We start from the raw sequence: 21,789 nt of genomic DNA, 5'->3' as shown, positions 1-21,789 counted from the left end.
AGCTAATGATTAGTAAAGAGTTGTCATTCCACAGTGGCCATATTCACATTTGCAAGATGTGAATTAATACTGCGTGCAATTGCTCGGCCAAGTTCCACAGGAACTGCATTCCCGATTAGGCGCCCTAGAATCCTTAAACTTACTGGACCATCATGGGGAATAAATGCATAGTTACGGGGAAAACTCTGAAGAATTGCCGCTTCTCTCAGGGAGATTGCGCGGTTCTGTTCAGGATGCCCAAATCGACCATTTCCGAAACCATAGCACTGCGTTGTCATGGTTGGTGCTGGTTTGTCCCATTCCATACGGCCATAAACACTAGCGTAAGTTCTGCCACTTTCTGTTCGATGACAATCGGCAACAAGATGTTCTGGCCAGTCACGCCAAGTTCCTCCTGGTTTTGAGGCCTTAATACGCTCCAGATTCTTATCTGACAATGTGGAGGTAACATGCAGCTTATCTCCTGGAGCAGCTTCACCAGCATTTAATGCGCGCAGATGGCCTATAGCTTCTCTTACTGTTTTGGGTTTTGTACACGTTGGAGAAGACATTTTTATCTCGCCATGGAGTGATGCCAATAAAACCATTCTCTTACGTGTTTGTGGGACACCGAATTGAGTGCAATCAACAATGCTAAACCATACGCTGTAGCCAATACACTTCAATGCCTCGACGAAGTCGTGGAACACTTGGTGTTTAGCCACTGTAGGAACATTTTCCATCGTGATCACGTCTGGGCGAGTACCTTCTGCTAGGCGTGCAAACTCATACAGGAGCCCCCATTTACCGTCCTTACCATCCGATTCATAACGTTGTGTATAGGTAGAAAATGGTTGGCAAGGCGCGCAGCCAGCGAGAATTTTGATGTCAGCATCGCCAAACAATGCATCTAATTCGGTTGTTGTTACTTTGCTTATATCCCGTTCTATAAATTTGGCATTGTTGTTTGATTCATAAGGAAATTTGCAGGCCGGATCCATGTCAATTCCTGCAACTACAGGTAAGCCTTCAAGTACAAGGCCATGCGTTAATCCACCTGCACCACAAAACAAATCGACACAAGATACTTTCTTCATTTAACTCTTCTCATCTTTTCAAAGACTTAGAGATACCCATAGATTAATTACTACAAGAGTATCAAGATCTTATTTCCACTTCATTAGTATTTGCACAACGTCCAAGATGCAACCATTTGCGAGCGCCTTTAGCTTACAACTTCCATGATGAAGTATTTTATGTATAAAAATACAGCATTTTGGGGCTGCACATAAATGGTGATTTTGCTGTTACCAGAGTCTTCTATGATTCATTCAACCGATGACCAGCGATCTAGACTGAAAAGCCCCATACCAGAAGTTATTTGCTTATATGATCTCATGAACAGCTTGTGGGGTAAATGAATACTGGGTGGACTGACCCACTCCTGTAGACGCTCCTGCCCTATAGTTGGACTGACCCCGCCCCGGTAGACGATCCTGCCCTATGTTTGAACAGATGAAGTACTGCTCAATGAGCTTGAAAAGTACTTTTCCCACTGAAGCGTATGGAGAAGATCTGCACATAGCACGATCGCCGCATTGTTCCTAGGCATGAGTTTGGACGTCAGATTGATCATTATTTTTCGCAAGCAGATATTGTAAGCGCACCCGTTTTAGTTCCACGCACTTTTTGAGATTTCCGGGGTTTCAGCCATCAGCCGGTATTCTTCCGGCGTCAGGTTATTCAGGGATTCGTGGGGGCGCTCGCCGTCATATTCAGCCAGCCAGCGCTCTGTAATTTCCCGTGCTTCATTCAGTGTTCTGAACAGATAAAAATCCAGTATTTCTGTTCTGTATGTCCGGTTGAACCGTTCGATAAAGGCATTCTGCGTTGGCTTGCCGGGCCTGATAAACTCCAGCATCACACCATGCTCTTCTGCCCATTGTGCCAGCGTCAGCGAGACCAGTTCCGGACCGTTATCCATCCGCATCTTTAGCGGATATCCGCGGTTTGCCACGATCCTGTCCAGCACTCGCACGACTCGCTGCGCCGGGATATTCAGGTCAATTTCGATCGCCAGTGCTTCGCGGTTAAAATCATCCACCACGTTGAAGGTCCGGAAGCGTCTGCCGCACACCAGCGCATCGTGCATAAAATCGATGGACCAGCTCTGGTTCATCGCCTCTGGCGTCACCAGCGGAACCGGATTGCGCACTGGCAGACGCTGTTTTCCCTTACGGCGAAAATTCAGTTTCAGCAGGCAGTAAATCCGGTGAACGCGCTTATGGTTCCAGCTTTTGTCCTGCCTGCGCAGCACCTGAAAAAGCTTTTTAAATCCGTATCGCGGATAGCGTTCAGCCGCCACGGTCAGCGCCATAATGACTGGCTCATCACGTTGCGTATCCGGCTGATAACGAAATACCGTCCTGCTCAGCGACAATATCCTGCATGCCTGACGTAAGCTCATGGCAAACTGCGCGGTCAGATAGCTGACCAGCTCACGCTTTATCGCTGGTTTTAAAGCTTTTTTTCAATAACGTCTTTCAATGCGCGGCACTTGAGGCTCAGGTCCGCAAACATCTGTTTCAACCGGCGGTTTTCATCTTCGAGGTCCTTCATCTTTTTGATATCAGAGGCTTCCATACCGCCGAACTTCGCTTTCCAGTTGTAGTACGAGGCCTCAGAAATCCCGGCTTCGCGGCACACATCTTTGACGGTGCGTCCGGCTTCGACGGACTTCAGAACGGCAATGATCTGGTGTTCGGTGAATCGGGCTTTGCGCATGGCTATCTCCTCCAGGAACATAATCAGTATGCAGGAAGATCTCTAAATGTGAATGGTCCGCTTTACCGGGATACTTACAATCTGAGTTTCAAGGTTTTGGCTAAACTTTGTTTCAAATTCAGCAGATGCTTGTTTATGAGTAATCTGGTCAGCACCTCGATAAAGCATTGCAGCTTCCGATTAGTATCCTAAGCCACAAACTTTTAATGCCTGATCTACGGGCCGGAGGAATTATATGGGGATTGTGTTACACAGCCTGAACCCATTATTATTATTATAATTAGTAAACACTTTAACTTTTTATTTATTAAACCCAGCAATATGTACTTTCCTTAACTATGATGATTCCGTAAAAAATTTGGCTTTTCGGATCAATTATCGACAATTCAGGAAGAATCTTTAGTGGAATAAGCATAGTCATTTCTTCATGGACAGACCAGTTACAACCAAAGAAAGTAACAATAACCTACTCCCAACTCAATTAGAGTATCAAAAGACAATCAGCCTTAACAATATAAATTGTACTATTACGTCATGAAATTTGTGAGTCAGTTGATAACTATTATCACCTGACTCATGAGTGAAATTTAAATGCTAAATTTATCTTGTGTAGGAATATTGATAACGTTGCTCATCGTAGCTTCGTTGTCTAAGCTGTCGTACCTAAGGAATACTTTGTCACGTAGATTAAAAAGCCTAGCCTGTGCAGTCCTAACCATTTCATCAAAAGTAATAGCTTTCACTTCGCCAAACTTGTCATTTTCATTATTTCCAACTGCTTGATACTTGCTGGCAAATTTATCTATAGTATCACCAACAACAAATGCTTTAATAAAAGGACGTGAAGATCCTACGCCAGTATGCCAAATATCTTCCACATAAGATCTTGCCTGATTCATCTCATCACGACCAATAGTGAAACCGCCTTTCTTAAGCTCAATTAAAAGTACAGTCTTAGTCTTTTTTATTTCACCATCAAACTCCTCAAGTCCAAGCATGCTTAAAGATGAATTACTACCTACGACTATATCAGGACGTTTTGATGAGTTTAAAAAACATTCTTTCTTATAACTTTTTTTAAATATGGTCTCCATAGTTTTGATAAGCCCTCTGTTACTTGAATATTCGGCACTATCGAATTCTGGACCGAAAACCCAACGAGCTTTCTCGATTAGTGGATGTAGAGTATGTAATTCATCCACACTATGGTCACCACTAATCTTGGAAATCATCTCAACTAACTTTATGCGAGAGTCAATTTCAGCAAGAATTGTCATTGCATCTGTTACATTCCATTCATCCAGAAAAACATTCAGCGCTTCGACATCATCAGGTGAAATGCTAATTAATTTTCTCAAAAGTGGAATTCCAGATCTGGACTTCTCTAAATTTATAGCTGCTTTAAATGCCAACTCCAAATATTCCAATTTAACATCCGGACTTTCCTCCAAAATATTGTCTAGAAAATCATTCAGTTCCTTTCTAGCAAGAATGTTTAGACTCTTTATATCCTCAACATGATTTTGAATTACCGTAGATTTTGCTTGTTGCATGTCTATTTGAGATAACTCAACATACCAGCCGCGAAGAATCCTACCGATTTCATTAGATATAAGGTCTATAGTTGTAAAGTCTGTCTTGAAGCTGGACCAATCAGGTTCAACATAGCTGAATAGATCATTCGACTCAGCAATTAAAGTATATCTTTTGGCAAATGACTTTCGCCCATCTATTATTTGATTTTTAGCAATATACCAAGAAGGTTTTCCTAACAATCTCCCACCCAGCCAAAAAGCGACACCATGCTGATTTGAAGTTCTAGCCGCAGCAGAAGAATCTACTAAAGTTAATTTTATTTTTATGTTTCCGATTGGATTTATTTCTTCCGTTCTTACCACCCCAGGATGCTCTAGCAAGGTGATTTTGCGGCCGTTAACATAAACATGAAATTCTGGATTAAAAAGAAATCTTGCAGATATAATATCTGATATTTGTTCAGAATCGACGTAGTTACGAGTGATATTTACTGTAATCTTAGAACCATGACCTGCTGATTTCTCGCTACGGTGTTCAACAACTTTTATTGGACTTTGACCGGAGGATACAGCTAAATGATAATAATTGCGGATGGAGTCCTTCCATGTTTCAACTATATAATTATCATCGAAACATAGTCCTGCATGTCTCCCTACACCATTGCATCCAAATGCAAGACGTTTAGTTTGGACATCAGCATCGCTAGGAAATTCGACATATGCTCCCTGATGCTTGTGCCTGTCGTATCGTAATCTAAGCCACCTGCTTTCGAATTGTTCTTTCGTCAGTCCTACTCCATTATCTTCAATAGTGAGGACTTGCGGATTGGTTTCAGATATATTTATTTTTACTACCGTTGCGCCAGCATCATGTGAGTTAGCTACAAGTTCAGTAATAGCAATATCAGGTTTCGTAGCTATTGAACCGATTTCTTTAAAAAGAAATCTCTCTTCATAAGTCACTGAATAACCGCTCATCCTGTAACTTCCTTTTTAAGCATGCGTTTATCATGAAGTTTATACTATTGATGGTCGTTGCTTGTGTCTATCGATTGTTTAGGAATATATTGATTTTTTGCAACGTACATGCGTCGTAGCAAGGTCAACGAATAAAATTACTCATAATCCTCTCCAGCGTGGGTAGCCTCGCCCGCCTGCCCGCTTCACTTAATGCAGTAGTTTTCATGCAGAACGTAGTTCGTTACAGAAGCCACCACATATGGTTTTTTGCGTGAGAAATACTGCATGAGACTCATGCGATTTCATGCAGTGTAGATATGCTCTCAGACAACAGATATCAACAACCAGGCACTGGCCGGGCTTAAGCGAGCTGTTCTGTTCAGGTCAAATTTGAGCTAATACAACTCAGTCATGTTTGTCCGGGTTCAATGCTGAAGAACAATGAATTTTCGTGTTGGTATCTATGTTGGTATAAAATGAAAATGTTTTTTATTTACTATTTAAAATCATGAGGTTGAATTTCATGTTCGAGTCCGGCCTCCCCCCATTCCCAAGCATCAATATCAAAACAACCAATAAATAAGTCCTTTAATCTAGCCACGACCAATCATTGATCAACCCCGAAATCCTCTCCGAAACACATTCAAAATCCCTAAACCCTACGCTCAACATCGAAACCCGCTTATCACCATCCCCATACCCCCTCATCCCCTGAACACCTCCCGCCGGTGCCATGCCACAAACCCTTCCTGCGGATAGCATGCTTTCCCCAGCGGCAAGGTAATCGGCTTACCATTAAAATCCCAGAACAGCCTGCCAACGATGCCCCCGCCGTTCACCGCCGGCGAAACCTGGATGCGCATATCCTCATCCAGACCAATGGATCCTTTATCAAAAGCCTTATGGTGAATCGCGCAGAGCGCCAGGCCGTTAGGGATTTCGCATGGGCCGCCGTGCTGCTTCCATTTAATATGGGCTGCTTCCAGGGCGACGGAGGTATTATCATGGCGCATATTGAAGCCGCAGATAGCGCACTCATAGTTATAGGCGCGCAGCACCTGCTGGCGAAAATGCGGGTCGCGCTCTTTACGGATCTGCAGCAGATCAAACCCCATCTCTTCAGCCAGTTCTTCCTGAATACTCTCCGGGAAATGCGCTTCGAGGATCTGATGGGCGAGGGTATTGATCAGCTTATTATTTCTGTTGAGTAGCGCAAAATGCGGCTCATCGAAGCCGCCGGCGACGTGACAGAGCTCCAGCTCTTTGCCGGGCGGCTGTCGGCTGCCCTGGGTTGAGCACTGTTCGCTGTTGTGCAGCTCCCAGAAGCCGTCGCCTTTCAGGCGCCAGAAGGGCATGTCCGGCCGGTACTGGCGGCGCTGCGGGCCAAAGCGTTCCAGCAGGCTATGCAGCTCATCGCGTATCTCTGAGGCGTAGTCGAACATCCGCGCATGGCCGCGCTGGTACTGTGAGAGGACGTACAGCAGCAGTAGTGGCTTATGCGGCGCACGCTGTTCGCCTTTGCGCCAGATGGCGATGTTCTCGATCGCGTGTTGCAGGGTCGTGCTGGAGGGCATAGCGTTACATCGGCAGCTAAATAAATGCGATGATGCTCGCAAAATCCTTGCCGATCAACCTACCAGATGCGGCGATTCTACATGGATCGCGATTTAATTATCACTGCCAGTTATTTGTTCGAAAAGCCCATAGCTTTCTATTTATACTCAAGCTTCGCGCCATCAGATAGCTATGTCTTATGAAAAAACTACCGGACCATTTATCCAGGGAATGCATCATCGCCGCCATTCGCGCTTACGATGCAGGCGTTGCGCATCAGTTTAAAAGCGCGTGTCTGTATGAGATCGAGTTTGAGGGGCGTCGGTATCCTTCAAAAGCCATCGTCGGGTTAGCGGCCACACTTGCGACGGGGACGGAATTTACCCCGGCGGATTTCAGCGGAGGGATTAAATCCAAATGCGTGCGTCTGTTACTGGAGCAAGGATTTACGATCGCGTCGCAGGGCGCTGGCGATGACGAGGTTGCGCTTTTCCCCGATGAGGGGCAGACGACCATGGAGTACGTGGAAGGGGCGGCGTTGCAGGTGGTGATCAATCGCTATGAGCGTGACCGTCAGGCTCGTCAGGCGGCGCTTCGCCTGCATGGCTGCCAGTGTCAGGTATGCGGTCTGGATATGGCCAGCCGCTATGGCGATATCGGCCAGGGCTTTATCCATATCCACCATCTCATCCCGCTGGCCGGGATAAAGCAGGACTACCGCCTGAACCCTGAAACCGATCTGATCCCGGTATGTCCCAACTGCCATGCGATGCTGCACCGGCGAGATCCGCCGTTTACCCCCGAAGAGCTGAAGGCCCGGCTGCGCCCCACAGACTGACATCCGACAGCGCTCGCTTTACGTTCATCAAACACACCACAAACCCCACGCTACCTTACCGGTAGCGTGGGCCCGCTCTCTTTTACTTATCCCGCGTCTCGCCAGCCTCCCAGCTGTAGCTGCCATCGGCCGCTAAGCTATCGCCCAGCTCCTGATACTCGAACTGATAAAACTCAGCCTGGGTACCGTACCCGGCGTAGTCTACCGCCGCCAGGCCGACGAACGCCCCGGTAAAGAACCCGCCGTAGCTCTGCAACACATAGTCATCGGACAGCACCGCGGCATCCAGCTGGACCGGGATCTCGGTGAACGTCACGCCATCGAAGCTGTATTCATAGCTGTAGGTCTGCTTGCGGACTTTGGTCCTGAACCAGACGTATTCCACGCCGTCCGGCACCTTGATGGCGTTATCTTTCAGGTACGACGTGTATTTCCCGCGGTTATTTTCGCCGACTTCGATGACCTTGCCGTTAATTTCATTCCAGGTCAGGAAGACGAAGCTCCAGTGGCGGTCGTTATAGTAATTCGTTAACCCGGCCATCTGCTGGTAGCTGAAGGGCTCGAATTTCACCTTCACCGCGGCGTCAAAATAGAAGGCCTGCCAGCGGCGGGCAATCAGCGACAGGTCATGCGTATTGGCTAACGAACCCTGGCCGATTAAGGTTAATTTGCCGTTACCGGTGGTGCCCATTTTGGCCGTAAACGGCACCCGCAGGGTATTCCAGTTCGGGTCGAGCGCTGGCGACGTAAAGTCATCCTGCTGGCTATTATCGCTGGCGCTTTCGGTGAAGATGGCGTCTTTCGGCCCTTCGACGAAGGTTTTCCCGCCGTGACCGCCTTCAATACGCGGCCAGCCCTCGTCATCCCAGTACACTTTCTGGATCGCGGTTTCCCGGCCGAGGGTTGACCAGCCGCGCGGGTCGTAGATGGATTCCCCCGGGCGATTCCACGGCCGGGCGCAGAGCGAGGCGTAATACCATTCGCCTTCCGGGGTGGAGACCAGCGCGCCATGGCCCTGTTTCTGGATGTAGCTGTCCGGGGTGTCGACGTTGGTTAAGAACACGTCGCCCGGCTCGGTTTCAAAGCTGTCGGCCTCGAGGGTTTTCGACCGCGCCACCACCTCCTGGTGGGTAAACACGGTGCCGCCCTGGGCGGCAAACAGATAGTAGTAGCCGTTCAGTTTATAGAGGTGCGGCCCCTCGACCAGCGCCACGGCGGTGCCGCGGTAGATGGTGCGCGCGGTTTCCGGCATTAACTTCAGCGTGTTGGTATCCAGCTCCGTTAAGGTAATGCCATCGAAGGGGTGATGGTACTCCCGGTGATCCCAGGTTTGCTGGACGATATATTTCCGGCCATCGTCGTCATGGAACAGCGAGGCGTCAAACCCGACGCCGTTCAGCTTGATCGGGTCGCTCCACGGGCCCCGAATATCCTTCGCGGTGGTCAGGTAGTTGGTCATGTCTTTGAAGGCGCCTTCGGTGACCTTCACATCGGTATACACCAACCAGAATTGTCCGTCGGCCCAGGAGAGCGCCGGCGCCCAAATGCCGCCGGAGGAGGGGTTGCCCTTCATGTCCAGCAGGGTGGTGGTGGAGAGCGGCGAAGGCAGCAGGTTCCAGTTTTTCAGGTCTTTCGACTCATGTAAACGCACGCCCGGAAACCACTCAAACGTCGAGTTGGCAATATAGTACGTATCCTCGACGCGAATAATACTGGGGTCGGCATTAAAGCCGCGTAATATCGGGTTTTGAATAAGTGACATTTCATTACACCTTTTAAAATGGAAAGTGACGAATCGGTCTGATTTATAATTTTTTAACTACACGCGGATCTCATCCAGCTGACGGTTGATGTCGGTAACATGTTTATCGGAGATCGGATAAACCTGCATGATCACCATCGAAATAGCGGCCAGCGCAATTGGGATCCACACCGCGGTCATAATGATCCCGTCGATGGCGCTGGCGCTCTGCACGGCGCCGCTTTCATTAAAGCCATACACCGCCAGCAGCCACAGCGGGATCGCGCCGCCGATGGTGAAGCCGATCTTGAAGAAGAGTCCCATAATGGCATTGATAATGGCGGCATTGCGTTTGCCAGATTTTAATTCGCCGTACGCGATGACTTCCGGTACCAGCGCCCACATAAAGCCGGTGGCGGAGGTTAAGCCCCACTGTTTAATAAAGGTGGCGATGTAGGCCAGCCACAGCGCGTCGTGCATCCCTTCGCGGGACCAGACGTAGGTCAGCAGTTCGCCGACGATGAACATGGCGAGGAACAGATGGAAGAAGCCTTTTTTACCAAAGATTTTTTTCAGTTTCGGCCAGAAAATCGGGAAGGCGATGCCGGGAATAGACGCGACGAGACCCACCGCGCCCATCCATTCGGAGTGGCCGACGACGTACTGGTTGAAGAAGCCGTTAACGGTGTTCATGAAGAACATGAAGGTAAAGGCCAGCATAAAGAACATGCCGAGGATCACCAGCGGGCGGTTATGTCGGAGCTCGTGGAAAAGGTCGGTGGTTTTGACGTTGGCGGTCTGCTCGGCGGTCGCGACAACGCGTTCTTTGGTGAATTTATAACAGATAAACAGAGCCACCGCGCCGATGATCATATAGATGGCGTACACGCCAAACCAGGCGTAATTTGCCGACGGATCGGCATAATTCCCCAGATTCAGCTCAAGGCCAAAAAAGCCGGTGTCTTTCAGGCTGCGATCTTTCGGCGCCGCCATCTGCACAAACATCGGGAACAGGGTATAGACCAGCAGGTTGGCGCTGTTGGCCAGCATCATGCGGGTACTGGTGAGCTTATCGATCGATTCCGGGTCGCGGGTCAGCGACGCATTCAATGAGCCATAGGGAATATTGACTAAGGAATAAACCAGGTCCAGCGCCAGATAAATAATAAAGGCGAAAGCCACCGAACCTTTCACTCCGGGGATGGGCGCGAACAGTAATGCCGAGAGGATCACCAGCGGCACGCCGGCTCGTAACAGCCACGGACGATATTTCCCTGCTTTCGAGGTTCGTTTATCCACGTAGGTGCCGACCATCGGATCCCAAAACACGTTAATTATGCGGACAAAAAGAAAAATAAATCCTGCCGTTGCCGTGCTGATGGTATTTACCGTCAGCATATGCAAAGCCAGAAAACCCCCAATTGTGCCGAAAACCAGGTTTTGCGCAAAGTCGCCCATGCCATAACCAATTCGTTCTCCGCGGGTTAATTTATGATATTCATCATGCCGACTGTGCATTATGTTTTTACTCATTCTAAGCAGACTCCGGTTTGTTTTGTGTAGGTGAAACACTTTCTGACACAGTTGACATGGAAGAATCTATTACGTTTTTAAATTAAGTAATTATGTTTTTTTACTTCTGTGATCCTCGAAGCAAAGGCCTGTATCACCTGCGTTGAGCCGCCATCCGCCGCTAATTTTTTGGCAGACAGGCAATGTGACAAAACCGGCATTTTAATTCGCTATGCCCACCTGAATTCCCCAGGAAGTGTACGCTATACGCGCGCGAAGCGAGATATTTAAAATAGTTTTATTTGCGAGATGGCTCACATTTGAGCATTTTCTCAATCGCCGAGTGAAATAACGTAATTGAGCAACCGACGATGAGAATACACGATGTGTCACAGTTGTTAATTTTCGGCTTCCTCAATTTCGGAGTTCATCATGCAAACTTATTTTGACCAGCTCGAACGCGTTCTTTTTGCCGGACCTAAAACCGATAATCCTCTGGCGTTTCGCCACTATAATCCGGATGAAATCGTGCTGGGAAAACGTATGGCAGATCATCTGCGTTTTGCCGCCTGTTATTGGCATAACTTCTGCTGGAATGGCGCGGATATGTTTGGCGCCGGCTCGTTTGAGCGTCCCTGGCAGGCCGCGGGCGATGCGCTGGAAATGGCCAAACGCAAAGCGGACGTGGCGTTTGAATTTTTCTACAAGCTCAACGTGCCGTATTACTGCTTCCACGATGTCGACGTCTCGCCAGAAGGCGCGTCGCTGAAAGAGTATTTGCATAATTTTGCCGTGATGACCGAGGTGCTGGCGGAGAAACAGCAGCAAACCGGCGTGAAACTGCTGTGGGGCACCGCCAACTGCTTTACCCACCCGCGCTACGGCGCCGGGGCGGCGACCAACCCCGATCCGGAGGTGTTTGCCTGGGCGGCCACGCAGGTGGTGACCGCCATGAACGCCACCCACCAGCTCGGCGGCGAAAACTATGTTCTGTGGGGTGGCCGCGAAGGTTACGAGTCCCTGCTGAATACCGACCTGCGTCAGGAGCGCGAGCAGATTGGCCGCTTCCTGCAGATGGTGGTGGAGCACAAGCATAAGATTGGCTTTGGCGGCACGCTGCTTATCGAGCCGAAACCGCAGGAGCCCACCAAGCATCAGTACGATTACGATGTCGCGACGGTGTATGGCTTCCTGAAGCAGTTTGGTCTGGAAAATGAGATCAAGGTGAACATTGAAGCCAACCACGCCACCCTGGCGGGGCACTCTTTCCACCATGAAATCGCCAGCGCCATCGCGCTGGGGATCTTCGGCTCCGTTGATGCCAACCGCGGCGATGCGCAGCTCGGCTGGGATACCGATCAGTTCCCGAACAGCGTGGAAGAAAATACCCTGGTGATGTACGAGATCCTCAAAGCCGGGGGATTCACCACCGGCGGCCTGAACTTTGACGCCAAAGTTCGCCGGCAGAGCACCGACAAATACGACATGTTCTATGGCCATATTGGCGCCATGGACGTGATGGCACTGTCTCTCAAGCTGGCCGCGCGGATGATTGAGGATGGCAAGCTCGATCGGGCTCTGGCAAAACGCTATGCCGGCTGGCAGGGCGAGCTGGGGCAGCAAATTATGGCCGGCCGTATGTCGCTGGATAATATTGCCCGGTACGCTGAGCAGCATAATCTGAATCCGCAGCATCACAGCGGGCGTCAGGAATTACTCGAAAATCTCGTCAATACCTATATCTTTGGTTAAATTTGGCTGACATGCCCCTGCGGGGGCATGTATTCCGCCGTCTGCCCGCTGCCGGGAAATAGCGTTTATTTGTTCGTGTTGTATTTATGCTGTCTGTGCCGAAAGGCTATCTGTTTGACTGTCTATAGAGGAACCATCCGCCGCGCGGATGGTTCTGCCATTGTGCCACCTGTTTAATATCAGTGAGGGAGGGCGAGTAGCGATAATTGTGTAATGCCTCTGTGACCGTACAAAATAAAAAATAACTTGTTCTGATGATAGCGACATATTCTGTCAGCTCAGAATAGGCTGGTTATTGTCTGAATAAAATTAACCTATATTGAGAAACTCATGACAATGATAAAAAAACTTCCATTAACCATGGCGGTTATCGCCGCGTTTTTTCCGCTTACCTCTGTAATGGCGCAAGAATTTACTCAGGAACAGATCGACGCCATCGTCGCCAAAGCCGTTGATAAAGCGCTGGCCGACCGCCAGGCGAAAATTGACGCCGCGGCCGACAAAAAGGTCGACGTCATTACCAACCCGCAGACCACCGCCGCCTCGCCGGATATGGCCATTCCGTTCGGCCTCAAGTTCAGCGGCTATGCCCGCTATGGCGCCCATTTCCAGACCGGCGACCAGAAATATGTCGGCGTCGACGGCTCCTATAACGGCGCCTCGGCGATCGGTCGTCTGGGCAACGAAAGCAACGGCGGCGAATTCCAGATCAGCAAAGCCTTCAAAAGCGCGCAGGGGGCTATCTGGGATCTCAACGTCATGTTCGACCACTGGAGCGACGAGGTTAACCTGAAGAAGGCCTACGTCGGCGTCACCAACGTGCTGGAATCCAACCCCAACGCCTATATCTGGGCCGGCCGCGACTTCCACCAGCGTCCGCAACAGGGGATCAACGACTACTTCTGGATGAACCACGACGGCCAGGGCGCCGGGGTGAAGAACTTTGATATCGGCGGCGTGCAGTTCGACGTGGCGGCGGTGTCGCAGGTGAAATCCTGTAGCCCGGAAGTGATGGCCGACGAGACCAACCCGTCGCGCATCACCTGTACCGGCAGCTCCGACACCGGGGACAACGGCCACTACGCGCTGACCACCAAAACCCACAACATCAAGGCCGGGCCGATCGATGTCGAGGTGTACGCCAACTACGGCTTTGACTCGAAGGCGGTGGACAGCGACGCGCGTCTCGAAGCCTGGCAGGGCGGCCTGGTGCTGAGCCACACCAACGACAGCGGGGTGAACAAGGTGATCCTGCGCTACTCCGACAACTCGGATAACAGCGTCTACAACAAAACCGACGACCTGACCACGGTCTACGCCAGCTTCGAGGGCAGCCATAAGTTCACCCAGCAGGCGCAGGTGGAATATCTGCTGGCCTTCCACGACTACGACAACGGCAAAGATAATACCGACAACCGCAAAAACTACGGCGCCATCGTGCGGCCGATGTACTTCTGGAACGACGTGCACTCCACCTGGCTGGAAGCGGGCTACCAGCGCGTGGACTACGACCAGGGCGGGGATAACCACGGCTGGAAGCTGACGCTGTCGCAGAACATCGCCATCGGCATGGGGCCGGAGTTCCGTCCGATGCTGCGCTTCTACGTGACCGGCGGTCAGGTGGACAACGAGCATACCGCGAAGGTCAACGGCACCAAAGACCAGCAGCTGGATTCGCTGAACGTCGGCGGGATGTTTGAGGCGTGGTTCTGATGCGATAGCGTTGTCGAAGGAGCGTTCCCGGCTGGCGCTACGCTTAGCCGGGCTACGACTGGTGCGCTCCATTTATGCCGGATGGCGGCATAAATGCCTTATCCGGCCTACGTTCCTTCCTGCGGGCTCCCCCTGTAGGCCCGGCAGGCGCAGCGCCGCCGGGCAGGACACTTCAAGCTCCATACCTGTGGTTGTGCCGGATGGCGGCATAAATGCCTTATCCGGCCTACGTTCCTGAGGAGGCCTGCGGGATCCCCTCGTAGGCCCGGCAAGCGCAGCGCCGCCGGGCGGTCTGCCGCCGCACCCGCGGTAGTGCCGGATGGCGGCATAAATGCCTTATCCGGCCTACGTTCCTGAGGAGGCCTGCGGGATACCCCCCCAGGCCCGCGCAAGCGCAGCGCCGCCGGGCAGCTGGCCCAGGTTCCCTCAGTTCACCGTCAGGCGCAGGGCAAGATCCTGCGGGTAGGGGTCAAAATAGTTCTGCGCCTGCAGGTAGCGATCCGGATACTCGGCCAGATAGTGCTTAAGCAGCGTCAGCGGCGCGAGGATCGGCAGCAGCCCGGCGCGATAGTTGAGGATCACCTCCCGCAGCTCGCCGCGCTGGCGGCTGTTCAGCTGGTCGCGGAAATAACCCTGAATATGCATCAGCACGTTGGTGTGGTTTTTCCGCGAGGCGGGCCGCTTGAGGATCGCCATCAGCTTCTCGCGGTAGACCTCGAAGAAAGCCTCCAGATCCTCCCATTCATGCAGCGAGGCGACGAAGGGGCCGATCTCGCGGTAGCCCGCCTGGTGGTGAGCCAGCAGCTGCAGCTTGTAGCGGCTGTGAAAGGCCAGCAGGCCGTGGCGGGTCAGGCCGCGGGCGCGTAGGGCGTTGAGTTCATGCAGGGCGAAGACGCGCTCGACAAAATTCTCCCGCAGCAGCGGATCGTGCAGCCGGCCATCCTCTTCCACCGGCAGCCACGGGTAGCGCGCCATCAGGGCGCCGGTAAACAGCCCCACGCCTTCCTTACGCCCGCGATTGCCTTTTTCATCATACAGCCGCACGCGCTCCATCCCGCAGCTCGGCGATTTGGCGCAGACGATAAAGCCCGACAGCTCGCCCAGGGTTGCAAGATGGGCGTTGGCGAAATCGGCCATCTTCTCCGTCACATCCTCGTGCGGGGCGTGGCTGAAGCGCATGCGGATCTCCCCGACCGGGGTCTGCACCAGCCGGAGCGCCGGGCGGGGAACGGGCAGGCCGATCGCCATCTCCGGACAGACGGGCTTAAACGCCACCCACTGCGCGAGCTCATCCATCACAAAGCCCATACGCTTATGCCCGCCGTCGAATCGCACGGCTGAGCCGGTTAAACATCCGCTGATCCCAATGACAGGTTGCGTGTTCATGGCGCTGTCCTCTCTTCTGCTGTGGTTCGGGTAAAGAAAAGGGTCACGGTGGCCACCGTAATGCCGAATTTCTTCATCTCGGTTTTGTTAAACAAATGGCTGCCGTCCTGCAGGAACATCCAGTCGTCAAAGTGCAGCAGCCACCGGCTGCCGCTGGCCTCGACGTTCATGCTGTAGCGCCAGTGAAAGGCATTGCCTGCCGCCTGGCCGCTGGCCACGCCTTCGATATCCCCGGCGGTGCCCTGATAACGGTTATCGCCAGTGCGGCGAATGCGCCACACCCGCTGCTGTTTCTCGCCATCGTCATAGACAAAGCGCTCATGGAGCGTCAGGGTGTCGCCGACGACGTCGCCATCGATCGCTACATGGAAGCGGCGCAGCTGTTTGCCGCTGCGATCCTGCACCATCCCCCACGCCTCGGTTCGGCCCTGAAAATAGTGGAAGATGTCGAGGGCGGGCTGCTGCTGCCGGTACTCGGTGACCTCGGTGCTGCAGCCGGCGAGCATCAGCATCAGCAGCGCCAGGCTACGGGTCAGAATGCGTTTCATGGTGTACCTCCGATCAACTGCTGACGCAGTTCGGGATAAGTGGTGCGCGGATCGAGCCAGATGGCGAGAAAGCGGGTGCTGAACGCCGCCGACTGGCGCGGGCCGAGTGGGGTAAAGGCGGTCTGCGCGGCGCTGGCGCGGTACCAGAACTGCCCCTCGCCGCCGCTGACCACGAACGCCAGCTGGCTGCCCGGCGCAACGTCCGGCCAGATCCCCTGCAGCATGCGCAGCCAGGCTTCGCTGCGCGGCTCCTGCTGCAAAATGCCCTGCGCCTGCCACTGGTCGCGGGTGGCCTCCACCAGCGCCTCGCGATCGATGTCGCGCCGGTAGGTGATGATCAGCGCCCGATCCTGCTGCGGGCCGTCATACCGGCCATTGGGCGTGCGCAGCTGTGAGTGATAGACGGTGAACGGCCCCCAGGTGAGGGTCGCCTCGCCGACGCGGCGCCACGTCAGCCAGTCGGCGGCGTGGGCCGCCGGGGCGATGGCGCTCAGCCACAGCAGTAACAGGGCGAATCTCATTTTTGCCTCCCCATCCCCAGATGGAACAACAGCATGAGCACCAGCCAGCCGCAGGCCATGGCGGCCACGGCAAGCGCCGTCGGTACCAGCAGGGTCATGGCTCCGAGGCGAGCGCCGATCAGGTAGGCCACCGGGCCGCCGACGGTGGCCGCCGCGGCCAGCACCCAGCCGGGAAGCGTCGTGGTGCGGGTCAGCCGGGTCCAGACGACGGCGAACATCAGCCACAGGGCCACCATCCACAGGGGCAGCAGGCTGTCGCCGGGAAAATCAATCAGCCCCGCCAGCGCCCAGCAGGCGTCCAGCCCGCAGCCCGCCGCGGCCAACAGCAGAGCGGGCGGACGACTGGCCGCCGGCAACCGCAGCCAGGCGAACAGCGCCAGCGTCAGCCAGATCAGCAGGCCGCGCTCGCGCAACATCACCACCAGCGTCCAGTAAACATCGAACGCGAGGGCCATCAGCAGGTGCTGCGCCGGGCGTGTCATACCCGCTCCGCGGTGAGCTGCACCACGCTGATGGTGCGGGCGTTAAATCCGGCTTCGCAGTAGCCGAAGTAGTAGAGCCACATCCGGCGGAAGCGCTCATCAAAGCCGAGCTTTTCAATATCCTGCCAGGCATGGGTAAAACGCTGCCGCCAGTGCGCCAGCGTGCGGGCATAGTCCGGGCCCATGTCGAACAGGTTGCGCACCACAAAATCGGTATGGCGGGTCATCAGCTCGCTCATTGCCGTGATGCTGGGCAAAAAGCCGCCCGGGAAGATGTAGCGCTGGATAAAATCGACGCTTTTGCTGTAGTCGCGATAGCGCTGATCCTGGATGGTGATCGCCTGCAGGGCCATTTTGCCGCCCGGGCGCAGGCGCGCCTGACAGGTGCGGAAAAAGGCCGGCAGGTAGCGCTGGCCAACCGCTTCAATCATCTCCACCGACACCAGTTTGTCGTACTCGCCGCGCAGATCGCGGTAGTCGCAGAGCAGCACCTCGACGCGATCCTGCAGCCCGGCGCGGGCCATGCGCTCGGTAGCCCAGCGGTGCTGCTCCCGGGAGAGGGTGGTGGTGGTGACCCGGCAGCCGTAATGGCGGGCGGCGTACTCGGCCAGCGCCCCCCAGCCGGTGCCAATCTCCAGCAGATGATCGCCGGGAGTGAGCGCCAGCTGGTCGCACAGGCGCGCCATCTTGGCCCGCTGGGCCTGGGTCAGATCCTGCTGGTCGTCGGCAAACAGCGCGCTGGAGTAGAGCAGGTCGTCATCCAGAAAGTGGGCATAAAATTCGTTGCCGAGGTCGTAATGGGCGGCGATGTTCTCCCGCGCCTGAGCGCGGGTGTTGCGGCGGGTCCAGTGGCGCAGGCGGGCGACGGGCTTGCCCAGCAGACGAAAGCCGCGCTCCAGACGCCCCAACACCTCGCCGTTGCGCGCGAGGATCTGCAGCAGCGCCGTCAGCTGGTGGCTCTCCCAGTCGCCGTCCATCCAGGCCTCGGCCGCCGCCAGGCTGCCGCCGGTCAGCAGGCGCCAGTACACCTCCGGCGTGCAGACCCGCGCCTCGGCGCGCAGCGCAGCGGCGGGGTCGCCAAAATGAAAAGTCTGCGCCCCTTCGCGCACGGTGAGCGAGCCTTCGCGGAGGCCGCTCAACAGACGAAAGAGCAGCCAGCGCGCGAGCCGCACGTTGCGCGGCACATCGGGTTCAAGCGCAAAGACGGGATCGGTCATGAGCGTTCACTCCTGCTGACAGGATGGTTGTACAGCGGCACGCGCTTCAGCCACAGCCGCAGCGCCTGCCAGTAGATGGCGAGGACGGTTTTCAGGGTCATCATCGGCAGACGCAGCAGCAGCCCGCGCAGGTTGGCGCGGGTTAACGGCACGCGGCTCAGGGCCAGCGTGGCGTCGAACACCTTGCTGGCCTGATGGTTTTCAATATGCATGTGCAGCGTTTTGCCGGGCGCGTTGAAGCGCCAGTGATAGACCATGTCCATCGGGTTAAACGGCGAAACGTGAAAGGCTTTCTCCAGCGGGCGCGCCTGCTGGCCGTCCACCGCGTAGTAATGACGCTCATTCCACGGCGTGTTGCGCACTTCGGCCAGCACCCAGCGCAGGGTGTCGGCCTCGTCATAGCAGTAGTAAAAGTTGACCGGATTAAAATGGAAGCCGAAGTAGCGCAGCTGGGTCAGGAGCATCACGCGTCCCGCCGGGCGGCAGCCGGTCAGGCTCTCCAGCCGGTTCAGCGCCTGAGCCTTCAGCGGCGCGCCCAGCGGATAATCGGCGTCGTACCAGGCGGCGGCGGCCAGGCGGTTGCGACGGATGCCCGCCTCAGGCAGCCTGTCCAGTTCGTCGAGGTCGAGCCAGGCCATAAACAGGCGGTAGACGAAGTGGTGCGCCTTCGGCTGCAGGCGACGGTGGCGCAGGACGCCCTGATAGAGGCAGCTGTTCATTTCAGTTGCCCTCCGCTGCGGCGATGCCCTGCACCACGTCGAGCGCGCTGCGCACCCCGTCCTCATGAAAGCCGTTGTACCAGTAGGCCCCGCAGTACCAGCTCCGCCGCTGGCCGTTAATCTCGTCGCGTCGCAGCTGGGCCGACCAGCTTTGCGGGTTAAACAGCGGATGCTCATAGACGAAGCGCTGCCAGACGTAGCGATCGTCCACCGGCGCGTCCGGGTTCAGGGTGACGCAGAACAGCGGCGCGCCCGCGGGCAGCCCCTGGAGAATATTCATGTTGTAAGTGACGCAGGCCCGTGCCCGATCCCCGTCGTTCAGGCGATAGTTCCAGCTGGCCCAGGCGCGCTGACGCGCCGGCAGCCAGCGCGGATCGCTGTGCAGCACCACCTCGTTGCGCTGCCAGCCGATGTCCCCGAGAACTTCGCGTTCGGCGTCGGTGGGCGCCGCCAGCATCGCCAGCGCCTGCGCGGAGTGGCAGGCGAAGATCACCTGGTCAAAATGCGCCTCCCCGGACGCCAGCCGCAGGGTAACCCCTGTCGGGTGGCGCTCCACCTGCTGCACCGGCGCGTTGAGCCGCAGGTCCAGGCGGTCGCCGAGCCTGGCGAGCAGGGCGCGAACGTATTCCCGGGAACCGCCGGGCACTACGTACCACTGCGGGCGATCGCGAATGTCCAGCAGGCCGTGGTGTTCAAAGAAGCGCAAAAACAGCGGCAGCGGGAAGCGGCGCATCTCCTGCAGCGACGACGACCAGATGGCCGCCCCCATCGGCAGGATATAGTGGCGGGCGAAGAAGGGGCTGAAGCGGTGGCGGGCGAGGAAGCTCTCCAGCGTCGCCCCCGGATCCAGCGCCTCGGTCAGCGCCAGTTTCGCCAGCCGGTTGAAGCGGACGATCTCGCTCAGCAGCCCCCAGAAGGCCGGCTTCAGCAGATTGCGCCGCTGGGCGAAGAGCGAGGTCAGGCTGTGGCCGTTGTACTCCAGGCCGCTGGCCGGGTTGTGGACCGAGAAGCTCATCTGCGTTTTTTGCCCGTCGATCCCCAGCTCGCTGAGCAGGCCCATAAAGCGCGGATAGGTGCGATCGTTGTAGACAATAAATCCGGTATCGATGGCCCAGGTGCCCTGCGGCGTGGCGACATCCACGGTGGCGGTGTGGCCGCCCGGCGCGGCGCCCGCTTCGAACAGCGTCACCTGATGGTGTCCGGCCAGCCGCCAGGCGCAGGTCAGCCCGGCGATGCCGCTGCCGATGATGGCGATGTTCATGAGCGCACCATCCTGCGCAACAGCAGGCGCTGTATACCTGACGGCAGGCTGGCCAGCAGCCGCAGGGCCAGGCTGAAGCCGGTGGGGAAGGCGATGTGGTTTTTGCCCTTCGCCAGGCCGTGGCGGATCGCCGCCACCGCCCGATCGACGCTCACCCGGCCGGGCATGGCAAAGTCGTTTTTGCGCGTCAGCGGGGTGTCGACGAAGCCTGGAGAGACCACCGTGACGGCGACCCCTTTCGGCTCCCAGTCCAGACGCAGGCTATTGGCAAACCAGGTCAGCGCCGCCTTGGAGGCGCCATAGGCTTCCGCGCGCGGGAAGGGCAGCCAGTGCGCCATGGAGCTGACCAGCACCACCCGATCGCCTGCCTCCAGCTGCGTCTGCAGCGCCGCCAGGCAGTTTACCGGCCCGAGGAAGTTGGTGGTCATCACCCGCTCCACGAGGGCGGCATCCACCTGCCCGTGGTCGAGGTATTCGCAGGTGCCGGCGCAGAGAATGATCAGGTCGGCAAAACAGCCCGTCAGCGCCTGGCGACAGGCGTCCCTGTCTGTCATATCGAACAGGCGCGCGCTGATGTTGGGGCTGAACTGCTGCAGCGCCGTCAGGCGCGACGCATCGCGCCCGCAGGCGATGACCAGGTGGCCATCCGCCGCGAAGGATTTCGCCAGGCCGGCGCCAATCCCGGAGCTGGCGCCGGTGATAAGCACCGTCATCATGAGCGCACCCTCCGTTTCACGCCGCGTACCGCCCAGCCCAGCAGGGGAAGATGCTCGTAGATCATCTCCCCGGCGTCGTAGTAGTCGCGTTGATGGAGGATCTGCTCCCCGGCGATGTCCACCACCGAGCAGCCCGGCAGGGCCAGCGTTTCTCCGCCGGCAATGCGCGGATGCGACCAGTGCATGGTCCAGGTTACGGCGAACCGCTGACCGTCGCAGAGCGGCGCGTCGATGGTGAACCGGCACTGCTCCACGTTGGCCAGCAGATGGGTAAAGTAGCGCTGGATGGCAAACAGTCCCTGGTGCTGACCAAAAGGATCGCTCAGCGTCGCGTCCGGATGGTACAGCGCGGCCAGCGCCGTGGGCGGCTGCGCATCCAGCCCGGCGTAGTACTCAACGAAACGACGAATGACGGACGGCGTGGTGCTCATGGATCACATCCTGGCTAAACACGGTGGTGTAATGGCATACTTAAAACTTACACAAATAAAATTATTTGTCCAAGTTTGTGGTAAAATATATTTTATTTATGTTTAAAATCATGATGTTATGATTATTGTTGTAAAGGATG

18 protein-coding genes are annotated in these 21,789 nt (G+C 55.2%); 3 read left to right on the top strand and 15 right to left on the bottom strand.

The annotated features are described in order from the left end of the window. Window positions 1-23 precede the first annotated feature (23 nt). The 4 genes from LGM20_RS22645 to LGM20_RS22630 all read right to left on the bottom strand — a co-directional run bounded on the left by LGM20_RS22645 (window position 24) and on the right by LGM20_RS22630 (window position 6,832). The gene (locus tag LGM20_RS22645) at window positions 24-1,076 is read right to left on the bottom strand and encodes a DNA cytosine methyltransferase (RefSeq protein WP_072013448.1); all 1,053 of its coding nucleotides are present in this window, start codon (window positions 1,074-1,076) and stop codon (window positions 24-26) included. A 575-nt stretch (window positions 1,077-1,651) separates the two neighbouring features. Continuing rightward, a protein-coding gene (locus LGM20_RS22640) for an IS3 family transposase (RefSeq protein ID WP_115667359.1) occupies window positions 1,652-2,763 on the bottom strand; the annotation gives its coding sequence in 2 pieces (ribosomal slippage) (window positions 1,652-2,502 and window positions 2,502-2,763; 1,113 coding nt in all). A gap of 587 nt (window positions 2,764-3,350) precedes the next feature. Then, window positions 3,351-5,276, bottom strand: a complete 1,926-nt coding sequence (locus LGM20_RS22635; protein WP_072013449.1) for an ATP-binding protein — start codon at window positions 5,274-5,276, stop codon at window positions 3,351-3,353. Between the two features lie 686 nt (window positions 5,277-5,962). Beyond that, window positions 5,963-6,832: a phosphorothioated DNA-binding restriction endonuclease gene (locus tag LGM20_RS22630; RefSeq protein WP_044525246.1), complete on the bottom strand. Its 870-nt coding sequence runs from the start codon at window positions 6,830-6,832 to the stop codon at window positions 5,963-5,965. 179 nt (window positions 6,833-7,011) lie between these two features. Between LGM20_RS22630 and LGM20_RS22625 the strand changes: the two genes are divergently transcribed. Beyond that, on the top strand, window positions 7,012-7,650 hold the full coding sequence (locus tag LGM20_RS22625; RefSeq protein ID WP_044525247.1) for an HNH endonuclease: 639 nt from the start codon (window positions 7,012-7,014) through the stop codon (window positions 7,648-7,650). Window positions 7,651-7,732: 82 nt separating this feature from the next. On the opposite strand, the gene LGM20_RS22620 is transcribed toward LGM20_RS22625, so the two are convergent. Beyond that, the gene (locus LGM20_RS22620; RefSeq protein ID WP_044525248.1) at window positions 7,733-9,412 is read right to left on the bottom strand and encodes a glycoside hydrolase family 43 protein; all 1,680 of its coding nucleotides are present in this window, start codon (window positions 9,410-9,412) and stop codon (window positions 7,733-7,735) included. 57 nt (window positions 9,413-9,469) lie between these two features. Continuing rightward, window positions 9,470-10,909, bottom strand: a complete 1,440-nt coding sequence (locus tag LGM20_RS22615) for an MFS transporter (RefSeq protein ID WP_162823547.1) — start codon at window positions 10,907-10,909, stop codon at window positions 9,470-9,472. 426 nt (window positions 10,910-11,335) lie between these two features. Between LGM20_RS22615 and xylA the strand changes: the two genes are divergently transcribed. Together xylA and LGM20_RS22605 are read left to right on the top strand one after the other, a co-directional pair. After that, window positions 11,336-12,655: a xylose isomerase gene (gene xylA, locus LGM20_RS22610; RefSeq protein ID WP_017900971.1), complete on the top strand. Its 1,320-nt coding sequence runs from the start codon at window positions 11,336-11,338 to the stop codon at window positions 12,653-12,655. Window positions 12,656-12,985: 330 nt separating this feature from the next. Next, window positions 12,986-14,368 (top strand): carbohydrate porin, encoded by a 1,383-nt coding sequence (locus tag LGM20_RS22605; RefSeq protein ID WP_048296553.1) that lies wholly within the window; start codon window positions 12,986-12,988, stop codon window positions 14,366-14,368. A 426-nt stretch (window positions 14,369-14,794) separates the two neighbouring features. Here LGM20_RS22605 and LGM20_RS22600 read toward each other — a convergent pair whose 3' ends face one another. From LGM20_RS22600 to LGM20_RS22560, 9 genes are read right to left on the bottom strand one after another with little or no spacing between them, the layout of a single operon-like run. Next, window positions 14,795-15,754 carry a YbgA family protein gene (locus LGM20_RS22600; RefSeq protein ID WP_004206730.1) on the bottom strand — a complete coding sequence of 320 codons (960 nt, stop codon included), beginning with the start codon at window positions 15,752-15,754 and terminating at the stop codon, window positions 14,795-14,797. Then, window positions 15,751-16,302: a DUF3833 domain-containing protein gene (locus LGM20_RS22595; protein WP_044525254.1), complete on the bottom strand. Its 552-nt coding sequence runs from the start codon at window positions 16,300-16,302 to the stop codon at window positions 15,751-15,753. Before LGM20_RS22595 ends, LGM20_RS22600 begins: the two co-directional genes overlap by 4 nt. Beyond that, complete coding sequence (locus tag LGM20_RS22590) at window positions 16,299-16,823, bottom strand: hypothetical protein (protein WP_044525255.1); 525 nt, start codon at window positions 16,821-16,823, stop codon at window positions 16,299-16,301. Before LGM20_RS22590 ends, LGM20_RS22595 begins: the two co-directional genes overlap by 4 nt. Beyond that, a complete protein-coding gene (locus tag LGM20_RS22585) occupies window positions 16,820-17,305 on the bottom strand; it encodes a DUF2878 domain-containing protein (RefSeq protein ID WP_023291806.1) in 486 nt (161 codons plus the stop codon). The genes LGM20_RS22590 and LGM20_RS22585 overlap by 4 nt, the downstream gene beginning before the upstream one ends. Continuing rightward, window positions 17,302-18,522 (bottom strand): SAM-dependent methyltransferase, encoded by a 1,221-nt coding sequence (locus LGM20_RS22580; RefSeq protein ID WP_032454723.1) that lies wholly within the window; start codon window positions 18,520-18,522, stop codon window positions 17,302-17,304. The genes LGM20_RS22585 and LGM20_RS22580 overlap by 4 nt, the downstream gene beginning before the upstream one ends. Further along, window positions 18,519-19,241 carry a DUF1365 domain-containing protein gene (locus tag LGM20_RS22575; RefSeq protein WP_004888758.1) on the bottom strand — a complete coding sequence of 241 codons (723 nt, stop codon included), beginning with the start codon at window positions 19,239-19,241 and terminating at the stop codon, window positions 18,519-18,521. The genes LGM20_RS22580 and LGM20_RS22575 overlap by 4 nt, the downstream gene beginning before the upstream one ends. A 1-nt stretch (window position 19,242) precedes the next feature. Next, complete coding sequence (locus LGM20_RS22570) at window positions 19,243-20,502, bottom strand: NAD(P)/FAD-dependent oxidoreductase (RefSeq protein ID WP_044525256.1); 1,260 nt, start codon at window positions 20,500-20,502, stop codon at window positions 19,243-19,245. Further along, window positions 20,499-21,218 (bottom strand): SDR family NAD(P)-dependent oxidoreductase, encoded by a 720-nt coding sequence (locus LGM20_RS22565; protein WP_044525257.1) that lies wholly within the window; start codon window positions 21,216-21,218, stop codon window positions 20,499-20,501. Before LGM20_RS22565 ends, LGM20_RS22570 begins: the two co-directional genes overlap by 4 nt. Next, on the bottom strand, window positions 21,215-21,649 hold the full coding sequence (locus tag LGM20_RS22560) for a nuclear transport factor 2 family protein (protein WP_044525258.1): 435 nt from the start codon (window positions 21,647-21,649) through the stop codon (window positions 21,215-21,217). The genes LGM20_RS22565 and LGM20_RS22560 overlap by 4 nt, the downstream gene beginning before the upstream one ends. Window positions 21,650-21,789: the final 140 nt, after the last annotated feature.

This window comes from Klebsiella quasipneumoniae subsp. quasipneumoniae (assembly GCF_020525925.1).
GTDB lineage: Bacteria > Pseudomonadota > Gammaproteobacteria > Enterobacterales > Enterobacteriaceae > Klebsiella > Klebsiella quasipneumoniae.
This window is presented reverse-complemented; position numbering and strand designations above follow the sequence as displayed.

Coding starts and splice junctions, on each gene's coding strand:
- LGM20_RS22645 (WP_072013448.1), bottom strand. CDS start 1,076: ATGAAGAAAGTATCTTGTGTCGATTTGTTTTGTGGTGCAGGTGGATTA.
- LGM20_RS22635 (WP_072013449.1), bottom strand. CDS start 5,276: ATGAGCGGTTATTCAGTGACTTATGAAGAGAGATTTCTTTTTAAAGAA.
- LGM20_RS22630 (WP_044525246.1), bottom strand. CDS start 6,832: ATGCCCTCCAGCACGACCCTGCAACACGCGATCGAGAACATCGCCATC.
- LGM20_RS22625 (WP_044525247.1), top strand. CDS start 7,012: ATGAAAAAACTACCGGACCATTTATCCAGGGAATGCATCATCGCCGCC.
- LGM20_RS22620 (WP_044525248.1), bottom strand. CDS start 9,412: ATGTCACTTATTCAAAACCCGATATTACGCGGCTTTAATGCCGACCCC.
- LGM20_RS22615 (WP_162823547.1), bottom strand. CDS start 10,909: ATGCACAGTCGGCATGATGAATATCATAAATTAACCCGCGGAGAACGA.
- xylA (WP_017900971.1), top strand. CDS start 11,336: ATGCAAACTTATTTTGACCAGCTCGAACGCGTTCTTTTTGCCGGACCT.
- LGM20_RS22605 (WP_048296553.1), top strand. CDS start 12,986: ATGACAATGATAAAAAAACTTCCATTAACCATGGCGGTTATCGCCGCG.
- LGM20_RS22600 (WP_004206730.1), bottom strand. CDS start 15,754: ATGAACACGCAACCTGTCATTGGGATCAGCGGATGTTTAACCGGCTCA.
- LGM20_RS22595 (WP_044525254.1), bottom strand. CDS start 16,302: ATGAAACGCATTCTGACCCGTAGCCTGGCGCTGCTGATGCTGATGCTC.
- LGM20_RS22590 (WP_044525255.1), bottom strand. CDS start 16,823: ATGAGATTCGCCCTGTTACTGCTGTGGCTGAGCGCCATCGCCCCGGCG.
- LGM20_RS22585 (WP_023291806.1), bottom strand. CDS start 17,305: ATGACACGCCCGGCGCAGCACCTGCTGATGGCCCTCGCGTTCGATGTT.
- LGM20_RS22580 (WP_032454723.1), bottom strand. CDS start 18,522: ATGACCGATCCCGTCTTTGCGCTTGAACCCGATGTGCCGCGCAACGTG.
- LGM20_RS22575 (WP_004888758.1), bottom strand. CDS start 19,241: ATGAACAGCTGCCTCTATCAGGGCGTCCTGCGCCACCGTCGCCTGCAG.
- LGM20_RS22570 (WP_044525256.1), bottom strand. CDS start 20,502: ATGAACATCGCCATCATCGGCAGCGGCATCGCCGGGCTGACCTGCGCC.
- LGM20_RS22565 (WP_044525257.1), bottom strand. CDS start 21,218: ATGATGACGGTGCTTATCACCGGCGCCAGCTCCGGGATTGGCGCCGGC.
- LGM20_RS22560 (WP_044525258.1), bottom strand. CDS start 21,649: ATGAGCACCACGCCGTCCGTCATTCGTCGTTTCGTTGAGTACTACGCC.